Source organism: Marinithermofilum abyssi (assembly GCF_014641195.1).
GTDB lineage: Bacteria > Bacillota > Bacilli > Thermoactinomycetales > DSM-45169 > Marinithermofilum > Marinithermofilum abyssi.
The window spans coordinates 1-20,571 of sequence record NZ_BMHQ01000012.1 but is presented as its reverse complement, the minus strand read 5'-3'; the positions used below and the strand labels follow the sequence as shown (position 1 = coordinate 20,571).

Genomic DNA, 20,571 nt, shown 5'->3' with positions numbered 1-20,571 from the left:
CCTTTTTTTCGTCTCAGAATATCGTGACTTGCTCCACACGGCTAGGGTTTGTCTGATCATTTGTTATAGGGGGCCGGTTCGGTATGGCCGTCTCCGATCTCCTGAAAAAAGCGCACAGGATCTTCCCGATCACACCGACTCCCCATCTTTCGAAGCAGCTTAAATGACCAGACACGCCTTCAAACCGTGGGCTTCTCGGATCATCGAGGGTAGCCACCTCCCCCTCTCCTCGAAGGCTCCGTCCGAGCAGTTGGAGCTCCATTTGGCGGTGCATCTTGCGGCCGAATTACAAGACGCACCTCCCTTCCGTTACATTATACCTGAAAGGGGAGAATGTTTGTTTTAAAGCGAACGGAATCGATCCCACCAGCAGAAGGAGCTTTGTTGAAGGGATACAGCGGCTTTGAGCTTTTTTAAACAGTTGGACTGCTTGGAGATTTTTCCCCAACCAACCGATAGGCGGCATGGTGAGTGGGGCCGACCCCTTTTCCGATCTCCAAGGAATGCTGGATGGCATGGGTGATAAAATCTTTGGCGGTTCGTACCGCTTCCGGGATCGTCCGTCCCTTCGCCATTTCTGCTGCGATACAGGCGGAGAAGGTACACCCTGTACCGTGGGTATGCCGCGTCTCGATCCGGTCGCTGGCAAAGTGGTACCACTTCTCTCCGTCAAAAAGCACATCAACGGATTGTTCCCCGTCCAAATGCCCGCCTTTAACCACAACGGCTTTCGGACCCAGTTGATAGAGTTCCTTGGCCGCTTCTTCCATCTCCTTCACACCTTCAATCCTCCTGCCCCCAAGCAGCTCGCTCGCTTCCGGCACATTGGGGGTAATCACCGCTCCTAGTGGCAGCAGTACTTTCCGCAGCGCTTCCACCGCCTCCTTTTTCAGGAGAGGGGCACCTCCCTTGGCAATCATCACCGGATCGATCACCAGGGATGGGACACTGTATTCTTGGATTTTGCGTGCTACCAACTGGATCAGCTCCGCAGAAAACAACATGCCCGTTTTGGCGGCATCGGTGCCGATATCGGATAAAACCGCATCCAGTTGGGCTTCCACAGCGGACAACTCCTGTGGATATACACCGTGTACGCCCAATGTATTTTGTGCGGTGATGGCAGTGATCACACTGGTGCCAAAAACCCCTCGCTCTTGAAACGTCTTCAGATCCGCCTGGATACCGGCTCCGCCGCCGCTGTCCGAACCGGCAATGGTCAATACTTTCTTCATCCGCTCTCCTCCTCTCACAGTGAATTAATAGGATGTAACTGCAAATCGTTCAGGATGATAGGAATCCAATGGTAAAGCCGGGCTTTTTTCATCGACGAGATCGGCTATGATTTCTGCTGTGATCGGGCTCATCAAGATCCCGTTTCGATAATGGCCCGTCGCCAGGATCACCTCGGGATGACGCGTCAGCCTTCCGATTAAAGGAAAGCCGTCTTGCGTAGCCGGACGCAAACCCGCCCAGTGGTGAAAGGGTTGTTCTCCTTGCAAGGCAGGCCATACGTCTTTGTTCCAACTCTCCAACCGACGAATGCCCCGTTCCGTGACCCGGGTGTCAAAGCCGGCCACATCCTCCGACGCTCCGCACACCAGCGTGCCATTCGGCTTGGCCACCAGGTATCCCTGACTGGTAAACACGAGGTGACGGGGAGCATCTACACCCGTATATGCACAAATCTGTCCCCGGATCGGATGTACCGGAACCGCCATCCCCAGGCTTTGTTCCCACTCACAGGACCAAGCCCCGGCCGCAAGCACCACCTCGTCTCCCTCAAACGCTTCACCTGCCGGCGACTTCACTCTTTTGTCCCCCTGATGTCCCTGCCAAATTAAGCGGCCCAACTGTTCCCGAATCCGCACACCGGCTTTACGGCATGCGGACTGTAGAGCCTGGACATAATCCGGCGAGTAGACATGCGCCTCCTCCGGACACCAAAGTGCCGCGACAGCCCCTTGCCCCAGTCCCGGTTCCATCTGTCCGAGCCGGTTTCCAGACACGACCTCCGCTTCTGCACCTGCTTCTCGCAACCAACGGCGTTTGGATTCCAACAGAAACGCATCTGCCTCATGAAAAACCACCTGCAGGCTGCCGTTTTTCCGATAGCCCACAGAGATTCCCGACTCCTCTTCCACCTTCTGCACCCAGTCCGCGGTCCGCCGGAGAGACAACTGGCACAATCGGAACAATGCATCCGGCTCTTCTCCCGCTTCCGCATAAGGCGCCAACATTCCGGCTGCTGCTCCGGAAGCCTGCCCGCCGCAGGTGCCAGCTTCCAATACGGTGACCTCATGTCCGCGATGACGGCATTCCAAGGCTGCGGAAAGGCCAATCACGCCTCCTCCGATAACAAGGATATGTTTGCTCATGAAACCCCTCTTTTCCGAAAAACCTGGCCGCCTTTATACTCCTAATCCCAGCGGACTGCTGGCAGTCGCATACTTTTTCTTGGGAATCCGGCCCGCCATCCGGGACAGGCGTCCAGCCTCCACTGCCAACTTCATCGCTTGAGCCATAGCAGCGGGATCTTTTGCCCGGGCAATCGCGGTATTGATCAGGACGCCATCGGCTCCCAGCTCCATCGCCTGAACGGCGTCGGCTGCACTGCCGATCCCGGCATCCACCACCACCGGCACACGCAATTCTTCGGCGATTAAGCCGAGGTTGTACGGATTTAACAACCCCAGCCCCGTTCCGATCGGCGATCCTCCTGGCATGACGGCCGCGGCACCCGCCTCTTCCAGCTTGCGCGCCAATGCCGGATCATCCGATGTATAAGGAAGCACAACAAATCCTTCCTTCACCAAAGCTTCTGTCGCTTTTAAAGTTTCTACCGGATCCGGAAGCAAGGTTTTTTGATCTGCGTGGATCTCTACCTTGATCCAATCACTCAGTCCAGACGCTCGTGCCAGCCGGGCGATCCGGATCGCTTCCTCCGCGTTGCTCGCCCCGGAGGTATTGGGAAGGTAGATGAAATGATCCCCCTCCAAATGCTGCAAAATCGCATCATCGTGGGGAGCGTCCAGATGCACTCTGCGGATGGCGAAGGTCAGCACTTCCGCACCGGAAGCCTCGATAGCCTGGTTTTGCACCAGCGGACTGGGAAAGCGTCCTGTTCCCAAAAAAATGCGCGAAGTTAACGGTTTGCCGCCAATTTTCCATTTCACACGTATCAACCTCCCCCCACAAATTGCACCAGTTCAATGCACATGCCTTCTGTCAACCGGGCCTCTTCCCATTCGCTCCGATCGATGATCTCCCCGTCTACTTCTGCTACAACCAACCGTTCATTCAAACCAAATTGATGAATCAGCTCTGACAAAGTCCGAGCCGCAACTTCCCGCGTTTCCCCGTTAATCTTCAGTTGCATCTTGCTGACGTCTCCCTTGCCTGTTCGATCTTCTGCAAAAACTGCCGGCATGTCCCCTTTACATCGGAGCTGCCCACAATCTCACTCACGGCGCAAATGCGTGTTGCACCCGCCCGCAGGACTTCATCCACGTTGTGCAGCTTGATGCCGCCGATCGCTACAAACGGAATGCGGATCTCTTCCGCCACTGCCCGAACATACGCTGTCGTCACGGGATCCACCACATCGGATTTGGTATCCGTGGGAAACACCGGTCCCACGCCGATATAGTCGGCACCCTCCTGTTCCGCTTGCCGTGCTTCCTGGATGGTATGCGTGGAGATGCCGATAATCTTGTCCGGGCCCAGAATCTTGCGCGCTTCCGGCAGCGGCAAATCGTCCTGTCCCAAATGAACTCCATCTGCATCCACCACCAAGGCGATATCCAGATGGTCGTTTACGATAAAAGGAATCCCGTATCGACGGGTCAGCTCCCGTAAACGCCGGGCCTTCTCCAGCACTTTCCGTTTGCTTCCGGTTTTGTCCCGGAGCTGAAGGATATCGACTCCTCCTTGAATAGCTTCTTCCATCACTTCCACCAGATCTCGCCCCGGATGAAACCGCTCCCCGGTAATCCCATACAAGCGAAAGTCCACCATCGACCCCTCCTCTGTTTCAGGCAAAATAAAAACCCTCATCCCAGCGTTGGAATGAGAGTATGAGAATACTTCTTCCGACGGACTTCCCTACGCTGGTATGATCCAGATCAGGTGCAAGGGTAGAAGAGAGAGCGGCTCTTCTTCTCAGCCCGGCCGTCATCCAGGCACCCCTAGTCCACTGATAGCTCTATGGGTTTGTTTCTTTCATTATGGCAAAAATACCGTTGAAGGACAAGATAAACCTGTGGCAAGCTCCCATTACCTATATCCTGCCACCCGTTCCTTGCCCTCACTTGACAAACTTTCTCACCAGCTTTTTCACCAGTCGCTTTCCGATTTCCATCGCAGCGTATTTGATTAATTTTTTAATCATGTATGCCACCCCGGTGAGGATTATACTTAGAAACGCCTCTATGATATGCTTTCATTATACTGCGAATTTACCCGGGGCTCCATCGATGAATTTATGAAATCGAATAGGAAATTCATAGCCTGAGTGAAAACGGATGACAACCAATCATGCTGATGAGAAAATAGAGTCATTATCCCCATGAAGAGGAGGAATTTCATGTCCCTTGATCCACTGCCGCCGAAAACTTGTTCCATTGACCGTCTCATTACGCGACAGGAAGATATTCAGAGAGTACTCACCGGAAAAAAACGGGCCACCCGCCGCAATGGACGCTACGCCGACCCCGGTGAGATCCTGTTGCTTCAAGGCGAATCCTTTCGCATCACAGCGGTCTACCGGCAACGACTGGGCGAAATGACCGACCGTGATGCACAGAGTGAAGGATTTAAAAGCGTACATGCCTATGTTGATGCTATCCAACAGATTCATCCAGGGATTCCTCTGACTCCGGATATGCCCATGTGGGTGCATGAATTTGAACCGATGGGCCATTAATCAGGTGGCATACTGACTCTCCCCCGCAGCATACAGCCGGTTCCACCACAAACAGCCAAACACAAACCCTGCAGACACCCATAACATCATCGAATACCAGTCAACCGTCTTCACCAAAAACGCTGCAACCAGGGCAACTGCCAGCCCGATTCCCGAACCTGACAGAGGATACATCGCCGGGTCGGCAGGATTCCAGCAGCGAAAGAGACCGGCCATCAGGGGGACAGCCACAGCAAAGTAGAGGAAACCATGCAAAACGAGATTGCCGGAAAGCATATACACTGTGAGCATAAGCAACAGAAGCGGATCTCTTTCTCCTACAAACGAAGAGACGTAAAACAAGCCGCTGAAAAGATGAATGACGAACCCTGCTGCAAAAGACCAAAAGGAGACATTCAACACCAGCCACGTTTCCTTTCTCACTCGACTGCACCCTCTTTACGAGTCGATATCGACGCGATTCTCTCTTCTTGCATTGTACCCGATTTTATATTTTTTGGAAACAGCAGGGAAAATCCTCCTGGATTTTCTCTCATGGGGTCCAGCTTTGTTTCCGTACCATCACATGCTCCAAATATTCCCAGTCCAAATCGACCCCGATCCCTGGCTCTGTCGGAACCCGGATCATACCCTCCTCCACGACCACCTCGGGATGGATGACATCTTTTTCCCAGTAGCGGGCGGAAGCGGAGATATCCCCGGGCAGCGTAAATCCGGGAAGGGAGGCCAGGGCAATATTGTGCGCACGGGCGATGCCGGATTCCAACATGCCCCCGCACCACAGATCGACACCGTGCTCCCGACACCATTCGTGAATGCGCAAGGCTTCCGTCCAGCCGCCGACCCGGCCCAGTTTCACATTGATGATGCGGCAGCTGCCCAGCTGTACCGCCTTTCGCACATCCTCAGCCGAGGTAATGCTCTCATCCAAACAGACAGGCGTCCGGATCGCTTGCTGCAATCGGGCATGATCAATAATGTCATCTGCGGCCAAGGGTTGCTCGATCATGAGGAGATCAAGATCATCCCATTCCTTTAAACGCTCGATATCCTGCAGCGTATAAGACGAGTTGGCATCAGCCATCAAGGGTACTTCCGGATAGGCCTGACGAATCGCGGACAAGATCTCCCCATCCGCTCCCGGTTTAATCTTCACCTTGATGCGGCGATACCCTTCCGCCACCCGCCGGCCCACCTGTTCCACCATCGCTTCGAGGGTGGGTTGGGCACCGATCGCCACCCCGGATGCGATCCGTTCTCGTGTCCCTCCCACATACCGGGCGAGAGACACGCCCGCCCGCTTGGCAAAAAGGTCCCACACCGCTCCTTCCAAGGCCGCTTTGGCCATGAAATGACGGCGTACCAGGGCAAAGCGGCCGGCCGCCTCTGTCGGATGTGCCAGCGATTCCTCCAACAGAAGGGGAATCAGAATATCTTCCATCACATGCCATGCGGTCTTTACCGTCTCTTCGGTATACCAAGGGGTGTCAAAGGCGACGCACTCGCCAAACCCCGTCATCCCATCCTGATCGGTCACTTCTGCCAAAATCAGCTCCCGGTCTGTCACCGTGGCCAAGCTGGTGACAAAGGGGGCGCGCAGCGGCATGCGAATCTGATACAGAGTAACTTTGCGAATGGAAACCGCCTTCACCTCAGCACTCCCCTTTCGGCAGCAGTTCCGCCAGCTTGCGTCGCAACAGCTTGTTGGAGGCGTTCCGGGGCAAGGGCCGGCCCACCTGATGGATGCGGACAGGCACTTTGTATTTCGCCAACCGCTCCCGGCAGTGCTTCATCAGGTCGGCTTCCGTCACCTCGGCACCATCCTGCAGCCGCACGATTGCTGCCGGCACTTGTCCCCACCGTTCATCCGGCAGGCCTGTTACTCCCGCCTCGGCCACAGCAGGATGAGCGAGGAGGGCTGCCTCCACTTCCGCCGGATAGATGTTTTCTCCGCCGGAAATGATCAAGTCGCTGCGCCGGTCCAGCACATACAGAAACCCTTCTTCATCCATGCGGCCCAGATCTCCGGTGTGGAGCCAGCCATCCCGGATCGCTTCCCGAGACGCATCTTCCCGACGCCAATAACCCGGCGTTACATTGGGGCCGCGAACCACAATCTCGCCTTCACTTCCCGGGGGGACCTCCCGCCCGTCGCGAAGGATGCGAAGTTCAGCCGGATATAGGGGCTTACCGGCAGACCCCAATTTGGAGAGCGCATCCTCCGGCGCCAGAGTGACGATTTGCGAAGCGGTTTCCGTCATCCCGTAAGTTTGAAAAACAGGAATCCCCTTCTCCTTGCATCGCTCCAAGAGAGGCCGCGGCGCCGGCCCTCCCCCCAGCAGCATACAGCGGAAAGAAGCAGGATAACATTGATCCCCCAAATCATCTACCATCCTGGTGAGCATCGCACTTACCACCGACATATGGGTAATGCCTTCCTTCCGGATCGCGCGGTTGGCCGCGGACGGCTCAAAAGAAGCGTGAAGCACCGCCGTTATGCCGTAAATCACACTCCGCATCAGGATGGAAAGACCGCTCATATGAAACAAGGGAACACAAATCAGCCAGCGGTCGTCGGGTTGAAGCCCCAGGTTGAGCACGGAACCGACAGCGCTCCACCAGTGGTTTCCATAAGTGAGCATGACACCTTTGGGCTTGCCTGTGGTGCCGGAAGTATACATGATGGTATGGAGGCTGTCCAAGCCGACTCTCACCGGCGGCTGGAAATCGACCGGCTGTTGTTGCTCCAACTCCTCCCAGGCGAGGAGAGCAAGGGCACCGTCGATCTCCCGGATTTTTTGCGCGGTCTTCCGGTTGGTCCCATCATATACTGTCAACTTGGCCTCGGCGTTTTGTATCTGCCAACCCGCTTCCACGGGAGAAAGACGGATGTTCAACGGCACCAACACCGCCTCCAGGTAGGACAAAGCGTGAACCAGTTGCACCATTTCCGGGCGGTTGTGCATCAGCACCCCGACCCGGTCCCCCTTTTGAATCCCCAGAGCGGCCAATTTCCCGGCAGTCGTCCGCGCCCGTTCATGCAGTTCACGAAAGGACCATTGCACCCCTTCCGCCAGCAACGCCGGGCGATCCGGGGTCAAATCCGCCCGTTTGGTATGCCAGTGAGGGAGGGAACGGGAGCTCAACTCCTGCATCATTCGCTTCCACCTCGCGTCTGAAAATACATTGCCAAACCTTCTTTAAATCACTCTTACCCTAGCAAATGCTTCGTCGGGATAAACGGAAACAACTGCTTCCATCGACCGAAACACTTTCCCACGGATGCCAAAAGGGCAACCCCGCCACGGAGGTTGCCGCTGATCATCCAGTATATATCCCGCGTATTCCCCGCGCCGATCACGGGAAGCGAGGGAACTGTTTGAAGTCGGGTTTCCGTTTTTCTTTGAAAGCATCCCGGCCTTCTTTGGCTTCGTCGGTGGTGTAGTAGAGAAGCGTAGCGTCGCCGCCCAGCTGCTGCAAACCGGCCAGGCCGTCGGTATCGGCGTTGAAGGAGGCTTTCAGGAAACGCAGCGCCGTCGGGGATTTCTCCAGGATTTCCTCGCACCACTTGAGGGTTTCTTCCTCCAGCTTCTCCAACGGAACCACGGTGTTGACCAAGCCCATCTCCAAAGCTTCCTGGGCATTGTATTGACGACAGAGATACCAGATCTCCCGGGCTTTTTTGTGACCGACGATACGTGCCAGGTAACCCGCACCATAACCGGCGTCGAAGCTGCCCACTTTGGGGCCGGTTTGGCCGAAAATGGCGTTATCCGCAGCAATGGTCAAGTCGCAGACCACATGGAGTACATGGCCGCCGCCGATAGCATAGCCTGCCACCATGGCGATCACCGGCTTGGGGATGGTGCGGATCAGGCGTTGCAGATCCAACACATTGAGACGCGGGATTTGGTCATCTCCCACATAGCCGCCGTGGCCGCGCACTTTTTGGTCGCCGCCGGAACAAAACGCTTTCTCTCCGGCGCCGGTCAAGATGATCACACCGATCTCGGAATCATCCCGTGCCCGGGAAAACGCATCGATCATTTCCATCACCGTTTTCGGACGGAATGCATTGCGCACTTCCGGCCGGTTGATGGTGATTTTGGCGATTTGGCCGTAGGTTTCATACAAAATATCTTCATATTTGCGAACCGGTTTCCACTCCACTGTCACTGGCTCCAACCTCCCTCATTTGCTGAAGAGACATCCAAACCTTGAAGAAAGTCCATTACCATTGTACCAAAAAGATCGGGTTGTTCCAGATGAACCGCATGGCCCACCCGGGGAACCACACGGTGCTCTGCACGGGGCAGCTGTTTCGCCATCGATTCGGCAATCCGGCAAAATTTTTCATCCCATTCACCGGTGATCAACAGGACCGGAAAAGAGAAAGAAGACAGATGTGTCCACCAGGACGGCTGCACCCCGGTGCCCATTCCCCGCAAGCTGTTAGCCAACCCTTCCGGCCGGTTCCGGAGGCGCTCCGCCCGTTGACGTTCCTTCACCTCACAAGGAAGCTGCCGTTGGGAAGCAAACAAGGGAATGGTCTCCCACCGCTGAACAAAAGCAGGGATGCCTTTTTCTTCAATCCCCTCGGCCAAGGCATCATCCAGCTCCTTCCGATTCCGTCTCGCCTCCGGATCCGCCAAGCCCGGGGAACTGCTTTCCAACACCAGCGAACGGAGCCGATCCGGATACAGCGCGGCAACAGACACGGCCAACCGACCGCCCATGGAGTATCCCAGCACATGCGCCGAATCGATCGCAAGCCGATCCAACAGGGCGGATAAGTCGGCAGCGGATTCCTCCACGGCATACCGCTGCGGGTCGGCCGGTGCATCCGACTCCCCATGACCGAGCAGATCCACCATGATCAAGCGAAAATGCGCAGCCCATTTTGCCGCAAAGGGATACCAGGTGGTACGGGAGCCGGTAAAACCGTGGAGTAACAAGAGCGGCGGCCCGTGCCCGACCGTTTCCACCCGGTACGTGACACCGCGAACCGTTAATCGCATGTGTCCCACTCCTCTTGCAACGCGCTCTCCACCCGAGCGGCCGCCTCTTGCCAGATCTCCCGATGCATCCGGACATTCTCCTCGCGATCCGTAGGAACTTCCACCACCGTCCAACCAGATCCGCTGATCCCTTTGAGCACCGCCTCACGGAATCCGTTCCACTCTGTCACACGTTGATGAATGCCCCCATACATCCGAACCGCCTGGGCATAGTCCAGCCCGATGGGCGTACCGAACAACTGTTCAAAATGCGTCTTCTCCTGCGCCTGGGGCAAAAAGGAGAAGATGCCGCCGCCGTCGTTGTTTACCAGCACAATCGTGATGTTCAGGCCATACCACTTGGCAGCCAACAAGCCGTTCATATCGTGAAAGAAGGACAGATCCCCGATCACCAAAACCACCGGATTGCCTGCCGCAGCAGCCCCCATCGCGGAAGAAACCACGCCATCGATCCCGTTGGCCCCCCGGTTGGCGAGGGGGAGGAGGGCACCCTCCCGGTTGGTCATAAAGGTGTCCATATCCCGGATCGGCATGCTGTTGCCGGCAAAGAGGACCACCCCTTCCGGAAGCCAATCATGCAGCTCTGCGAACACCCGCCCTTCAAAGAGAGCACCCTCCCGTTTTGCCGCCGATCGGAGCACCTCCCCGGTGATCCGGTTCAGGCGAGTCCACTGCTGCTGCCAAACAGAAGAACGGGCTTGTCCGCCGCCGATCCGGGTAAGGATCCCTTCGCAAAAGGCAGCCGGATCCCCATACACCATGTCCGAGGCAAGGGCTGTCGGTTCCCGCCACCCTTCATCGGCATCCACAACGATGTGCCGACACGCGGAATGGTCTTTCAGATACAACATCAACGCTTTGGAAACCGGCATCGCTCCAAAACGGACGACCGCCTCCGGAGCCATCTCTTCCACCACACGCGGCACCCGCAGAAAGGCATCGTACCCGTCGAGCACCAACTCTTTGTCGTGGGAGCCGTAGCGCAGCCGGGACAGAGGATCTGCCAAAATAGGAAAACCGAGGGCTCTTGCCAACGGAACCACCGCTTCGGCCAACCGGGGATCTTCTTGGGGTCCGCAGATGATCACTCCGCGCTGGACCGCTGTCAGTTCAGCGGCCAAGGAGTCCAACAAAACCGGATCCAGGTTTCGTCTGCCCGTATGTAGCCGGACATAAGCTCCCCGGTCCCGTTTTCCTCCCTGAAATAGATCCGGCGCATCCAAACGGGGCAGCAAAGGCTCGCGGAAGGGGAAGTTGAGGTGGACCGGCCCTTTGGGTCCGGTACGAGCCGCTCCCGCTGCCCGCCCTGCCGCCGTTCGAACATATCGAAGCGCGGCTTCCGAGGATTCGGGGAGTGCCATCTCCGTGAACCATTTCACATGGGAGCCGAACAGCTTGATTTGATCGATCGCTTGCGGTGCTCCCACATCCCGCAGTTCGTGAGGCCGGTCCGCCGTCAGTACCAAGAGCGGAACGCGAGCCAGCTTGGCCTCCACCACCGCAGGCAGGTAGTTGGCTGCCGCCGTGCCTGATGTGCACAACAAAACCACCGGTTCTTGCCGGGCTTTGGCCAAGCCCAAAGCAAAAAAACCGGCGGATCGCTCATCCACATGCATCCACACCTTGATGCCGGGATGTTCAGCCATCATCATCGCCAGCGGAGTGGAACGGGAACCGGGACTGATCACGGCATGAACCACACCGCTCTCCACCAGTTCGTCCACAAAGGCGCCCACATACAGCGTCAGATCATCGGTCGTCACGGGATATCCCTCCCAATGCCGACAACATCGGCCGAAACTTGACCCACGTCTCTTCGTACTCGCTGTCGGGATCGGAATCTCCCACGATACCACAGCCGGCAAACAAAACCGCTCGCTCACGATGCAGCAACCCGGAGCGGATCGCTACCGCAAACTCCCCGTCGCCCCGGTGATTGAACCAACCGATGGGAGCTGCGTACCATCCACGGTCAAATCCTTCCATCTCCCGGATCATTTCCACCGACTGTTGCTGTGGATAGCCGCCCAGCGCTGGTGTCGGATGCAGCCGCTCCACCATCCGCAACAGAGAAGTATCCGCTCCGGCCTTACCCACCACCGGTGTATACAGATGTTGAATATCCCGTACCTTATACAGACGCGGCGCTTCCGGTATTTGAACATCGGTGCATTCCGACTCAAACGCTTCCCGGATCATATGGACCACTACCGCGTGTTCCACTCGGTTTTTGTGATCCTCCAAAAGCGCCTGTCCCAACTGTTCATCTTCCTCCGGGGTATTGCCGCGGGGAATGGATCCAGCCAGGCAGGTGGAGATCAGGCGATTGCCTTCCCGTTTCACCAGCCGCTCCGGCGACGCCCCGATAAAACACGATGCCCCCCGCTCGAAGACAAAAAGAAAGCTGTGCGCTTGTTGATCGTGTAAACGCTTCAATACCTGTCCGGGTGAGATCACATGGTCCATATCCACTTCCATTTTCCGGGCCAGTACCACTTTTTCCAGTGCCCCTTCCCGGATGTGTCCTGCCGCTTTTTCCACGATACGATGGTAGGATTCCGGCTCCCGCTCCCGAATCTTCCCGGATGCAGGGTGCAATTTTACCGTCAGCCGATGCGCCCGTTCCATCAGCTTATTCTGTTCGTCTGCCGCCTGGATGGCGGTTGCTTGCCAGGATTCATCCGGTTGCAGCAAGACATTGAAAGTAAGCGTCAGTTCCCCGTCCATCACCGCCAACAGATGACGAGGCAATTGAAAGGATGCATCCGCATAAGAAGCCCACAGCTTGCTTTTTGGCTTCAGCGGGTCAAAGGAAAAGCCGCCCAACAATACTGGGCCGGCGGCCATATGGGTATCCCGGGGTTCTACCAGCGCATTGTCCAACAGGCTTTGCCACTCGGTTTCCACTGCGGAAAAGCGGTTGGTCCCGTTCGCTTCGACATAGCGAGCCGCTCCCAATCCCACCAGTTGGACCCGGCGATCCTGATCCGCCCAATAGCTACGCTGTCCCGTAAAAAGGTCTTCACCAGCTGCAAAGAAAGACAGGGGATCCACCTCGCTGACCAGGCGGGTATGACTGATCAGCACAGGACTTCCCAACGCCCGTGCTCGCTGTCCGCCTCGCGCCAGCAATTCCTCCAGATCCATTACTTTTATGAGTGCCACGACGGTTTCCCCCCACTTCGTTCCGTGCAAAAAACCATGCAAAAAGGACCGATTGCACATCGGTCGGGCTTCCTTTAGAATACAATTGACAGGCTGAAACTGTCAAATCACGCGGATTTTTGACAAACAACCATCCGCGAAAAAAGCCCTGTATCCATCTATACTATTGTAGCCCAATCTGCTGAAAATGGACACGGTTGAATCTCCACCGCTAAGAACGGACCAGTATTTCTGAATATATCTGTCCATTTTCCTTCCATTCTTCATCGGTTTCTATATAAAAAGGAGAGAATCATCATTGGATCCAAACATTCAATCAACCCAGCCCAAGGGCAATGATTCCCGCTGGCGTGTATGGTGGCGATTGCTGCGGCCTCATACGTTGACGGCTTCTTTTGTGCCGGTTTTGATCGGAACGGCGTTGGCCTTGCCCACGGGAGAAGTCAAAGGATCGCTCTTTCTGGCAATGCTGCTCGCATCGATCCTGATTCAGGCCGCCACCAATATGTTTAACGAATACTACGATTATGTCCGGGGATTGGACAACGAGAAATCCGTCGGCATCGGAGGTGCCATTGTCCGAGACGGTGTCTCTCCCAAAACGGTGATGGGCATCGCCGTCAGCTTTTGCGCGGCTGCCGTCGGTATAGGCATCTATATCTGTATGGAGTCCAGCTGGTGGTTGGCCCTGGTCGGCTCCCTCTGCATCGCTGCAGGTTACTTTTACACCGGCGGTCCGTGGCCCATCGCCTACACTCCCTTCGGAGAGCTGGTCGCCGGTTTGTTCATGGGCTTCATCATCATCGTGATCTCCTTTTTCATTCACACCGGAACCGTTTCGTTGGCAAGCATCCTGGTCAGCATCCCCATTGCCCTCTTGATCGGCGCCATCCTGATGGCCAACAACATCCGGGATCGGGTAGGTGATGAGAAAAACGGACGCCGCACCTTGGCCATCCTCTTGGGCCATACCGGAGCGGTCCGGTTCCTGGCGGGCATGTTCCTCTTCTCATACCTCTGGGTAACGGGATGGGTGGTCACCGGCATGTTCAGCCCCTGGCTGTTGATCGTCTTTTTAAGTGTGCCAAAAGCTGTTCAAGCCATCCGGGGGTTTCAGGACAAATCCTCACCCGCGGAGATGATGCCGGCCATGGCATGTACCGCCCAGGTAAATACCCAATTCGGCTTTTTGCTGGCTCTAGGGTTGTTTTTGCAAACCTGGATATGACGACGAAAGCCCACAAGGACACCTGTGGGCACTAAGCAAAACCCCGCATCCTTCTTTTTCAGGGTGCGGGGTTTTGTTACACAGAGAAGCTTGATTACAGGGCTTGGCTCCAATCGTGGGTGGCGCTGCCTTCCAGGAACCGCTCGCAGTCCAGCGCCGCCATACAGCCGGTACCGGCAGCGGTGATCGCCTGGCGGTATTCTTTGTCCTGAACATCGCCGCAAGCGAAGACACCCGGCACATTGGTTCGGGTAGTGCCAGGCTGCACTTTGAGATAGCCCAGCTCATCCATTTCCAGCTTGCCTTTTAGAAAATCGGTGTTGGGCTTGTGACCGATGGCGACGAAAATTCCGTCAGCTTCCACAAATTCAATTTCATCCGTCGCTTTGTTACGGACTTTAAGTCCTTTGATTCCGCCGCCGTTTTCGTTGGGGACCACTTCTACCGGCACCCGGTTCAAACCCCAGGTGATCTTTTCATTTGCCCGAGCGCGGTCCTGCATGATCTTGGAGGCTCGCAGCTCTTCCCGGCGGTGGATGACATGTACTTCGGTAGCAAATTTAGTCAGGAAAGTGGCCTCTTCCATGGCCGAGTCGCCACCGCCGACCACGATAATCTTTTTGCCACGGTAGAAGAATCCGTCGCAGGTGGCGCAGGTGCTGACGCCTTGCCCCATGTATTCTTTTTCACCCGGTATGCCGAGGAGTTTGGCGGAAGCACCGGTGGAGATAATGAGGGCATCGGTTTCCACCTGGCCGTCTCCTTCAACGGTCAATGTGAACGGACGTTGGGAAAGATCCACATCGGTTACCCAACCCCGTTTGAACTCAGCCCCGAATCGTTCCGCTTGTTTCCGCATGTTGGCCATCAATTCCGGTCCCATGATGCCATCCGGAAATCCGGGGAAGTTTTCCACATCCGTGGTGGTGGTCAACTGACCCCCCGGCTCTTGTCCCTCGATCACCAGCGGCTGCATATTGGCACGCGCCAAATAAATGGCCGCGGTCAAACCTGCAGGTCCCGTACCCAACACGACTACTTTACGCATACGTTTCAACCTCCTGCTGTTCATCCATCTGAAGTATTTCCAGCATACCGCTTTTGCGTTCGGGGTGTAAATACACCCAAAAAAGCAAGTGCTCAGTCTGTGCAGTACACCTTTTTTCCGTTCACTTTCAACTTTTCTACTTCATCGGACAGATCCGGCAAGGATTCCCATACAGAATGGAGATGGGGATAGCGATCCCGGTCCAAGGAATAAAAAATCCATTGACCCTGGCGCCGCTCCTTCACCAGCTTTACATTCTTCAACTTCCGTATGTGCTGGGAAACTGCCGGCTGTGTCATTTTCAACACCTCGACAAACTCGCAGACGCATAGATCCTCAACCATTAACAAAGCCAGGATTTTTAAGCGCGTTTTATCTCCCAGCGCTTTATAGCATTCCGCCATTTCCTCGAACCCCATCCCATCACCTCATGTATATATAAGCATATTCTTATATATGTGTCAAATCCCGATTGGTTCCATCCATTCCCCAGGTCAAGAGTTATCCACAATACAAAAGATACCCAAAACCGAACTCCTATAAACAGACCGCCCAACCGCCAAAGGAAATGATCTTTCCTTATAACCAACAGTTTACAAATGATCCATCCTGTTGTAATATAGTCCTAATTATATAAATCCCGATTAATTATATAGGAATTAGAGGTGAAAGAACATGGCTGTTTCTTCTGCGTCAGTTGCTCCTTTGCAAAAGGAAAAACAACCGGCAATCCCTCTTACGCCAGCAGGATTGCCGTCCCCCAAAACCACACTCTCACTCACCACGCTGGGGGCCGCCTTGCTGTTAAGCTACGTAATATTCAACGGGTTTGGGTTGAAACAAGGAGTTCTCTACACCTTGGGAATCTTGTTGGGATATACATTGTTTCATGCCCGCTTCGGGTTCACATCCGCCTTCCGTCAGCTACTCTCCGTAGGACAAGGCGAAGGTTTGCGGGCTCACATGTTGATGATAGCTGTCGCTTGCCTGCTTTTCACCCCGATTTTGTCCCTGGGGATCGGCTTTTTCGGTACGAAGCCGGAAGCTTCCGTGGAACCGCTCGGTGTCAGCTTGGTCGTCGGTTCCTTCCTCTTCGGGATCGGCATGCAACTGGGCGGTGGCTGCGCCTCGGGCACCTTGTACGCTGCCGGCGGCGGACGAACTGCTGCTTTCTTGACCTTGGCCGGATTCATCGCGGGAAGCGTGATCGGGGCGTACCATTGGGAGTTCTGGACAAAGCAGATGCCCTCCTTCCCCGCATTCTCCCTGGCAGAAAACACTCCCCTGGGCTATGGCGGAGCCTTGGTGGTCCAACTGGCCGTATTCGGAATCATCGCCTGGTTGACCGTGGTAATTGCCAAACGGAAAAACCCGCCCGTTCGGAAGCCGCTGCCTACAGCCCGCGGATGGGTTCGCATCGTCCGGGGATCTTGGCCCCTGTGGGCAGCCGCTATCCTGCTGGCTGTCCTGAATGCTGTCACCCTTACGGTTAAAGGAGAGCCCTGGGGTATCACCTCCGCCTTCGCTCTTTGGGGATCCAAAGCAGCGCAAGCCATGGGGGTCGATGTCGCCTCCTGGGGGTATTGGAGCGGGGAACGCGCTGCGGCCCTTCAGTCATCTGTCTTTGCTGACGCGACTTCGGTGATGGACTTCGGACTCGTATTGGGAGCGTTGTTGGCTTCCTCTATTGGCGGTGTGTTTACTTTGAGTAAACTGAACGGACGTCTCGCCGTCGGCTCCATCATCGGCGGCCTGCTGATGGGATACGGCGCCCGCCTCGCTTACGGCTGCAATATCGGCGCTTACTTCGCCGGGATCGCCTCCTTCAGCCTGCACGGATGGGTGTGGATGATCCTTGCACTTGCCGGAAGCGTCGTTGGCATGTGGTTCCGTCCGCTGTTCGGCATGAAAAATCCCAAACCGACTGATTTCGTTTGCTAATTTAAAAAAGCCCGCCAGGCGTTAAATACCGGCGGGCTTTTTTCACGTCTAAAACAAACGACTTATACAGTCATGCTCTATTGCCTCGAATGATTAATAGTAGATGCGGCCGAGTCCCAAGCGTTTCAGCAAATCGGGGCCGAAAACAATGACAAATGGGCACCGACCTCCCGCCAGTTCGGTTATATCATCCAAAACAGTACAGCCGTCCCGGTTTATCGTGTACTAGTGCATGCAAAAACACCGTTTGGGGCCTGGGAAACCTATATCCACGCGGACAGCGGCAAGTTCCTGAAAAAGAAAGACTTGAACCGGCGGGCAACAGGTACCGGCAATGTGTTCTCACCGAATCCGTTGGAATCTCAAGGGTCCGCCACCGGATTTTCCGATAACAACGACGCCGACAGCGCGGCACTAAACAACCAGTTGAAATCGGTGTCCCTGCTGGGTTTGGACGGCTCCGGCTATCTGAAAGACGCGTATGTCAACATCTATTCCCGCGCCAAAACCTACTCCGCAACCCATACGTTCAACTTTACCCGTTCACAGGACAGCTTTGAAGATGTCATGGCGTATTATCACATCGACACCTTGCAACGCTACATCCAGTCCCTCGGATTTACAAATATCAACAACCGGTCCATCACAGCCAACGTCAACACCTACAAAAAAGACAACTCCTTTTACTCCCCCTCGACGAAAGAACTGACCTTCGGATCCGGCGGTGTGGATGACGCAGAAGATGCAGGAATCATCGCTCATGAATACGGACACTCGATTCAGGACAATCAGCTTCCCAATTTTGGAAACTCTGCAGAAAGCGGGGCGATGGGTGAAGGCTTTGGGGATTTCCTGGGAGCTACTTACGAAGATGCCACTTCTTCGACCAGCTTTGGTACCGGATGCATCGGCGAATGGGATGCTACATCCTACTCTTCTTCCAATCCTCCTTGCTTGCGCCGTCTGGACAACAACAAGGTTTACCCCCGCGACTGGGTGGGAGAAGTGCATGCGGACGGGGAGATCTGGTCCCAAGGTCTGTACGACATGTATAAAGCATTCGGGCGGGATGTGGCGACGAAGATCATCCTGCAATCCCACTGGTCCCTCACTCCAGACGCGACCTTCAACGACGGGGCCCGAGCGATCAAGCAAGCAGATCTGTTGCTTTACGGTGGTTCCCACGGTGATCAGATCGATTCCATCTGGGCGGCTCGCGGTATCTCCACACAATAGCATACGATCTTTATGCGAAAGAAAGCCCGTCTCAGCTTCAAGCTGGACGGGCTTGTTCGTTTACAGAAAGCGCCGACTGAAAACCCACGTGGGATGAAAGACGGCGTTGCTTGAAATCCCCCTTGTGGGGACGGCAAGAGCAACCCATGTGGAGTCTCAACGGATGTTGCAAGAGCGAAGTCCCCGCTTTTCCAAATAGCGTTGATGGTACTCTTCCGCTTTGTAAAATGGACCAGCGGGGGCGATCTCCGTTACAATCGGTTTGTCATATTTACCGGACTTCTCCAGCTCTGCTTTGGATTTTTCCGCAGCTTCCTTTTGTTCCGGAGTATGATAAAAAATGACGGAACGGTACTGTGTTCCCACATCAGGACCCTGCCGGTTCAACTGGGTCGGATCATGATTTTCCCAGAAGACTTGCAGCAGTTCCTCATAGGTAACGACCTTAGGATCATACTCCAGATGAACAACCTCAGCATGCCCCGTTGTATCTGTGCATACCTCTTCATAACTCGGATTTTCTTTGTTGCCGCCCATATACCCGACAGCTGTATCTGTTACCCCGTCTATTTGCCGAAACAAGGCTTCGACACCCCAGAAACATCCTGCACCAAACGTTGCTGTGGCCATTGTGCTTCACTCCTTCACAGCTGGATTGAATAACAGCATACCAGAGGCTCAAGGAAAATTCAAAGCACGGAAATTACAGGAAGAACAGCTGATTATATTCATCATCCCGAACGATACCTTTTTTAGTAGCTATGGAGATTTCTTCGTGTATATTTACAGTGGGCTGATTCCAGCAGACGAATTTTTTGATTACGAATACCTAAAGGAAAAAGATCCAAAAGAGTACAACCGATTCGCGAAGTGCGGTTGATAGGAGATTCGGCATGGGAGATGCTTTTGGTTATCTCGTTGAAGGAGAGTCTTGTACTTTAGTGGATATCGATCTTGTTTGTTTAAAAATCCAACCAAGGCCCAGCCAAACATTTCTTTCATTTCTGGGAGAACATATCGACTGAAAGGCATGAGATGAATGAAAGTAGAGCAAACCTTTACAACCTTGTGGACCGAATTACAAGAGCTTTTGAATCAAAAAGTGAAGGGGTATAGCAGGTTTTTAAAGGAACCAGCCACTATTGAGGAAATTCGGCAGATCGAAGAAAAAATGATATTTAAATGTATTTTTTTGCCACTTCACTTTCTGGCTTTATTTTGAGTACTTTATTTGCTAATATTTTAGCCTCTTGGTCATTTAATAACTTATCTGGTATATCGAGCCTGTTGCATAAATAATTTCTAAAATCGATAAGAAAAATCCGCCATTCCGTGGTACGATGTAAGCTCTCACCCAAACATCAAACCACGAGGCGGATTGATTTGAGTTTAGCACATAACTTACATAAACACCAACATCCACTGCTGCAATTGTTTCAACAAATTGATTCCATGATGCTTCATGTTCACCAGCCCAGACGTGGTCGTCCTCCAAAATTTTCTGATGCTCAAATTGTCAAATGCATGATCTACCAAGTATTTTACCGAATCAAGAGTTTACGAGAGTTAGAATGGCGTCTGCGTTACGATTCCCATGCCCGGACTTGGATCGGGCTCTCTGAGGTGCCGGATCATAGTACACTGTCTCGTCGAGTAACTACTATCGAAAAATCCTCGTATGAATTGCTGTTTCATGAGATATTGCACCGGTTGAACCCTCAGACTTGCATTACCTATTGGGATAGTACGCCTCTACGGGCTTCCCGCTTTGATCAAGAGGCTCAAAAGGGCAAAGGGACCCGGTTGGGATGGTATGTGGGGTACAAATTGCATGCCATCGTATCCGAGGACCTTCTTCCCTTGGTTTGGCGAGTCACACCCGCCAATATCCACGATAGCCAAACCGGTTCCATGCTGGGAGAGCTCACATTGTTTTCTGTTTTTCGACTACTGGGGGATGGCGCCTACGACGTCAGGCGTTTATTTGAACGTGCAGCAGAATACAACATAC

General features: G+C 54.4%; 19 protein-coding genes, 1 pseudogene and 1 riboswitch. Of the genes and pseudogenes, 5 read left to right on the top strand and 15 right to left on the bottom strand.

Annotated elements, in window-relative coordinates; all coding sequences use genetic code 11:
• Window positions 1-413 precede the first annotated feature (413 nt).
• From thiD to thiE, 5 genes are read right to left on the bottom strand one after another with little or no spacing between them, the layout of a single operon-like run.
• Window positions 414-1,235, bottom strand: a complete 822-nt coding sequence (thiD, locus tag IEW70_RS14815; protein ID WP_188648695.1) for a bifunctional hydroxymethylpyrimidine kinase/phosphomethylpyrimidine kinase — start codon at window positions 1,233-1,235, stop codon at window positions 414-416.
• Between the two features lie 24 nt (window positions 1,236-1,259).
• On the bottom strand, window positions 1,260-2,378 hold the full coding sequence (thiO, locus tag IEW70_RS14810) for a glycine oxidase ThiO (protein WP_188648694.1): 1,119 nt from the start codon (window positions 2,376-2,378) through the stop codon (window positions 1,260-1,262).
• Between the two features lie 33 nt (window positions 2,379-2,411).
• Entirely contained in the window at window positions 2,412-3,182 is a 771-nt protein-coding gene (locus IEW70_RS14805) for a thiazole synthase (protein ID WP_373285981.1), read from the bottom strand.
• A complete protein-coding gene (thiS, locus tag IEW70_RS14800; protein ID WP_188648693.1) occupies window positions 3,182-3,379 on the bottom strand; it encodes a sulfur carrier protein ThiS in 198 nt (65 codons plus the stop codon). Before thiS ends, IEW70_RS14805 begins: the two co-directional genes overlap by 1 nt.
• Window positions 3,370-4,017 (bottom strand): thiamine phosphate synthase, encoded by a 648-nt coding sequence (thiE, locus tag IEW70_RS14795; protein WP_188648692.1) that lies wholly within the window; start codon window positions 4,015-4,017, stop codon window positions 3,370-3,372. Before thiE ends, thiS begins: the two co-directional genes overlap by 10 nt.
• 67 nt (window positions 4,018-4,084) lie before the next feature.
• A riboswitch (TPP riboswitch) is annotated at window positions 4,085-4,199 on the bottom strand.
• A 386-nt stretch (window positions 4,200-4,585) separates the two neighbouring features.
• Between thiE and IEW70_RS14790 the strand changes: the two genes are divergently transcribed.
• Window positions 4,586-4,924 carry an ASCH domain-containing protein gene (locus tag IEW70_RS14790; RefSeq protein WP_188648691.1) on the top strand — a complete coding sequence of 113 codons (339 nt, stop codon included), beginning with the start codon at window positions 4,586-4,588 and terminating at the stop codon, window positions 4,922-4,924.
• Here IEW70_RS14790 and IEW70_RS14785 read toward each other — a convergent pair whose 3' ends face one another.
• The 7 genes from IEW70_RS14785 to IEW70_RS14755 all read right to left on the bottom strand — a co-directional run bounded on the left by IEW70_RS14785 (window position 4,925) and on the right by IEW70_RS14755 (window position 13,107).
• Window positions 4,925-5,347, bottom strand: a complete 423-nt coding sequence (locus tag IEW70_RS14785) for a hypothetical protein (RefSeq protein WP_188648690.1) — start codon at window positions 5,345-5,347, stop codon at window positions 4,925-4,927. It lies immediately after the preceding gene.
• A gap of 109 nt (window positions 5,348-5,456) precedes the next feature.
• Window positions 5,457-6,575 (bottom strand): o-succinylbenzoate synthase, encoded by a 1,119-nt coding sequence (menC, locus tag IEW70_RS14780; RefSeq protein WP_268234890.1) that lies wholly within the window; start codon window positions 6,573-6,575, stop codon window positions 5,457-5,459.
• Between the two features lies 1 nt (window position 6,576).
• The gene (locus tag IEW70_RS14775; RefSeq protein ID WP_188648689.1) at window positions 6,577-8,082 is read right to left on the bottom strand and encodes an o-succinylbenzoate--CoA ligase; all 1,506 of its coding nucleotides are present in this window, start codon (window positions 8,080-8,082) and stop codon (window positions 6,577-6,579) included.
• 199 nt (window positions 8,083-8,281) lie between these two features.
• Window positions 8,282-9,100 carry a 1,4-dihydroxy-2-naphthoyl-CoA synthase gene (gene menB, locus IEW70_RS14770; RefSeq protein WP_188648688.1) on the bottom strand — a complete coding sequence of 273 codons (819 nt, stop codon included), beginning with the start codon at window positions 9,098-9,100 and terminating at the stop codon, window positions 8,282-8,284.
• Window positions 9,097-9,942: a 2-succinyl-6-hydroxy-2,4-cyclohexadiene-1-carboxylate synthase gene (gene menH, locus IEW70_RS14765; RefSeq protein ID WP_188648687.1), complete on the bottom strand. Its 846-nt coding sequence runs from the start codon at window positions 9,940-9,942 to the stop codon at window positions 9,097-9,099. The genes menB and menH overlap by 4 nt, the downstream gene beginning before the upstream one ends.
• Window positions 9,933-11,705 (bottom strand): 2-succinyl-5-enolpyruvyl-6-hydroxy-3-cyclohexene-1-carboxylic-acid synthase, encoded by a 1,773-nt coding sequence (menD, locus tag IEW70_RS14760; RefSeq protein ID WP_188648686.1) that lies wholly within the window; start codon window positions 11,703-11,705, stop codon window positions 9,933-9,935. The genes menH and menD overlap by 10 nt, the downstream gene beginning before the upstream one ends.
• On the bottom strand, window positions 11,692-13,107 hold the full coding sequence (locus tag IEW70_RS14755) for an isochorismate synthase (RefSeq protein ID WP_188648685.1): 1,416 nt from the start codon (window positions 13,105-13,107) through the stop codon (window positions 11,692-11,694). Before IEW70_RS14755 ends, menD begins: the two co-directional genes overlap by 14 nt.
• 298 nt (window positions 13,108-13,405) lie before the next feature.
• Between IEW70_RS14755 and IEW70_RS14750 the strand changes: the two genes are divergently transcribed.
• Window positions 13,406-14,335 carry a 1,4-dihydroxy-2-naphthoate polyprenyltransferase gene (locus IEW70_RS14750; protein WP_188648684.1) on the top strand — a complete coding sequence of 310 codons (930 nt, stop codon included), beginning with the start codon at window positions 13,406-13,408 and terminating at the stop codon, window positions 14,333-14,335.
• Between the two features lie 94 nt (window positions 14,336-14,429).
• Here IEW70_RS14750 and trxB read toward each other — a convergent pair whose 3' ends face one another.
• Together trxB and IEW70_RS14740 are read right to left on the bottom strand one after the other, a co-directional pair.
• Window positions 14,430-15,383, bottom strand: coding sequence for a thioredoxin-disulfide reductase (gene trxB, locus IEW70_RS14745; RefSeq protein ID WP_188648683.1), 954 nt, complete (start codon window positions 15,381-15,383; stop codon window positions 14,430-14,432).
• 92 nt (window positions 15,384-15,475) lie between these two features.
• Window positions 15,476-15,802, bottom strand: coding sequence for an ArsR/SmtB family transcription factor (locus IEW70_RS14740; protein WP_188648682.1), 327 nt, complete (start codon window positions 15,800-15,802; stop codon window positions 15,476-15,478).
• A 256-nt stretch (window positions 15,803-16,058) separates the two neighbouring features.
• Between IEW70_RS14740 and IEW70_RS14735 the strand changes: the two genes are divergently transcribed.
• Both IEW70_RS14735 and IEW70_RS14730 read left to right on the top strand, forming a co-directional pair.
• Complete coding sequence (locus tag IEW70_RS14735) at window positions 16,059-17,324, top strand: YeeE/YedE family protein (protein ID WP_188648681.1); 1,266 nt, start codon at window positions 16,059-16,061, stop codon at window positions 17,322-17,324.
• Between the two features lie 156 nt (window positions 17,325-17,480).
• A pseudogene (locus tag IEW70_RS14730) lies at window positions 17,481-18,560 on the top strand (M36 family metallopeptidase); the annotation flags it as partial.
• A 156-nt stretch (window positions 18,561-18,716) separates the two neighbouring features.
• Here the strand turns inward: IEW70_RS14730 and msrA are convergent.
• Window positions 18,717-19,190: a peptide-methionine (S)-S-oxide reductase MsrA gene (msrA, locus tag IEW70_RS14725; RefSeq protein WP_188648680.1), complete on the bottom strand. Its 474-nt coding sequence runs from the start codon at window positions 19,188-19,190 to the stop codon at window positions 18,717-18,719.
• A gap of 822 nt (window positions 19,191-20,012) precedes the next feature.
• Here msrA and IEW70_RS14720 point away from each other — a divergent pair.
• On the top strand, window positions 20,013-20,571 hold a 559-nt coding region (locus tag IEW70_RS14720), incomplete at its 3' end, for a transposase (RefSeq protein WP_505712056.1).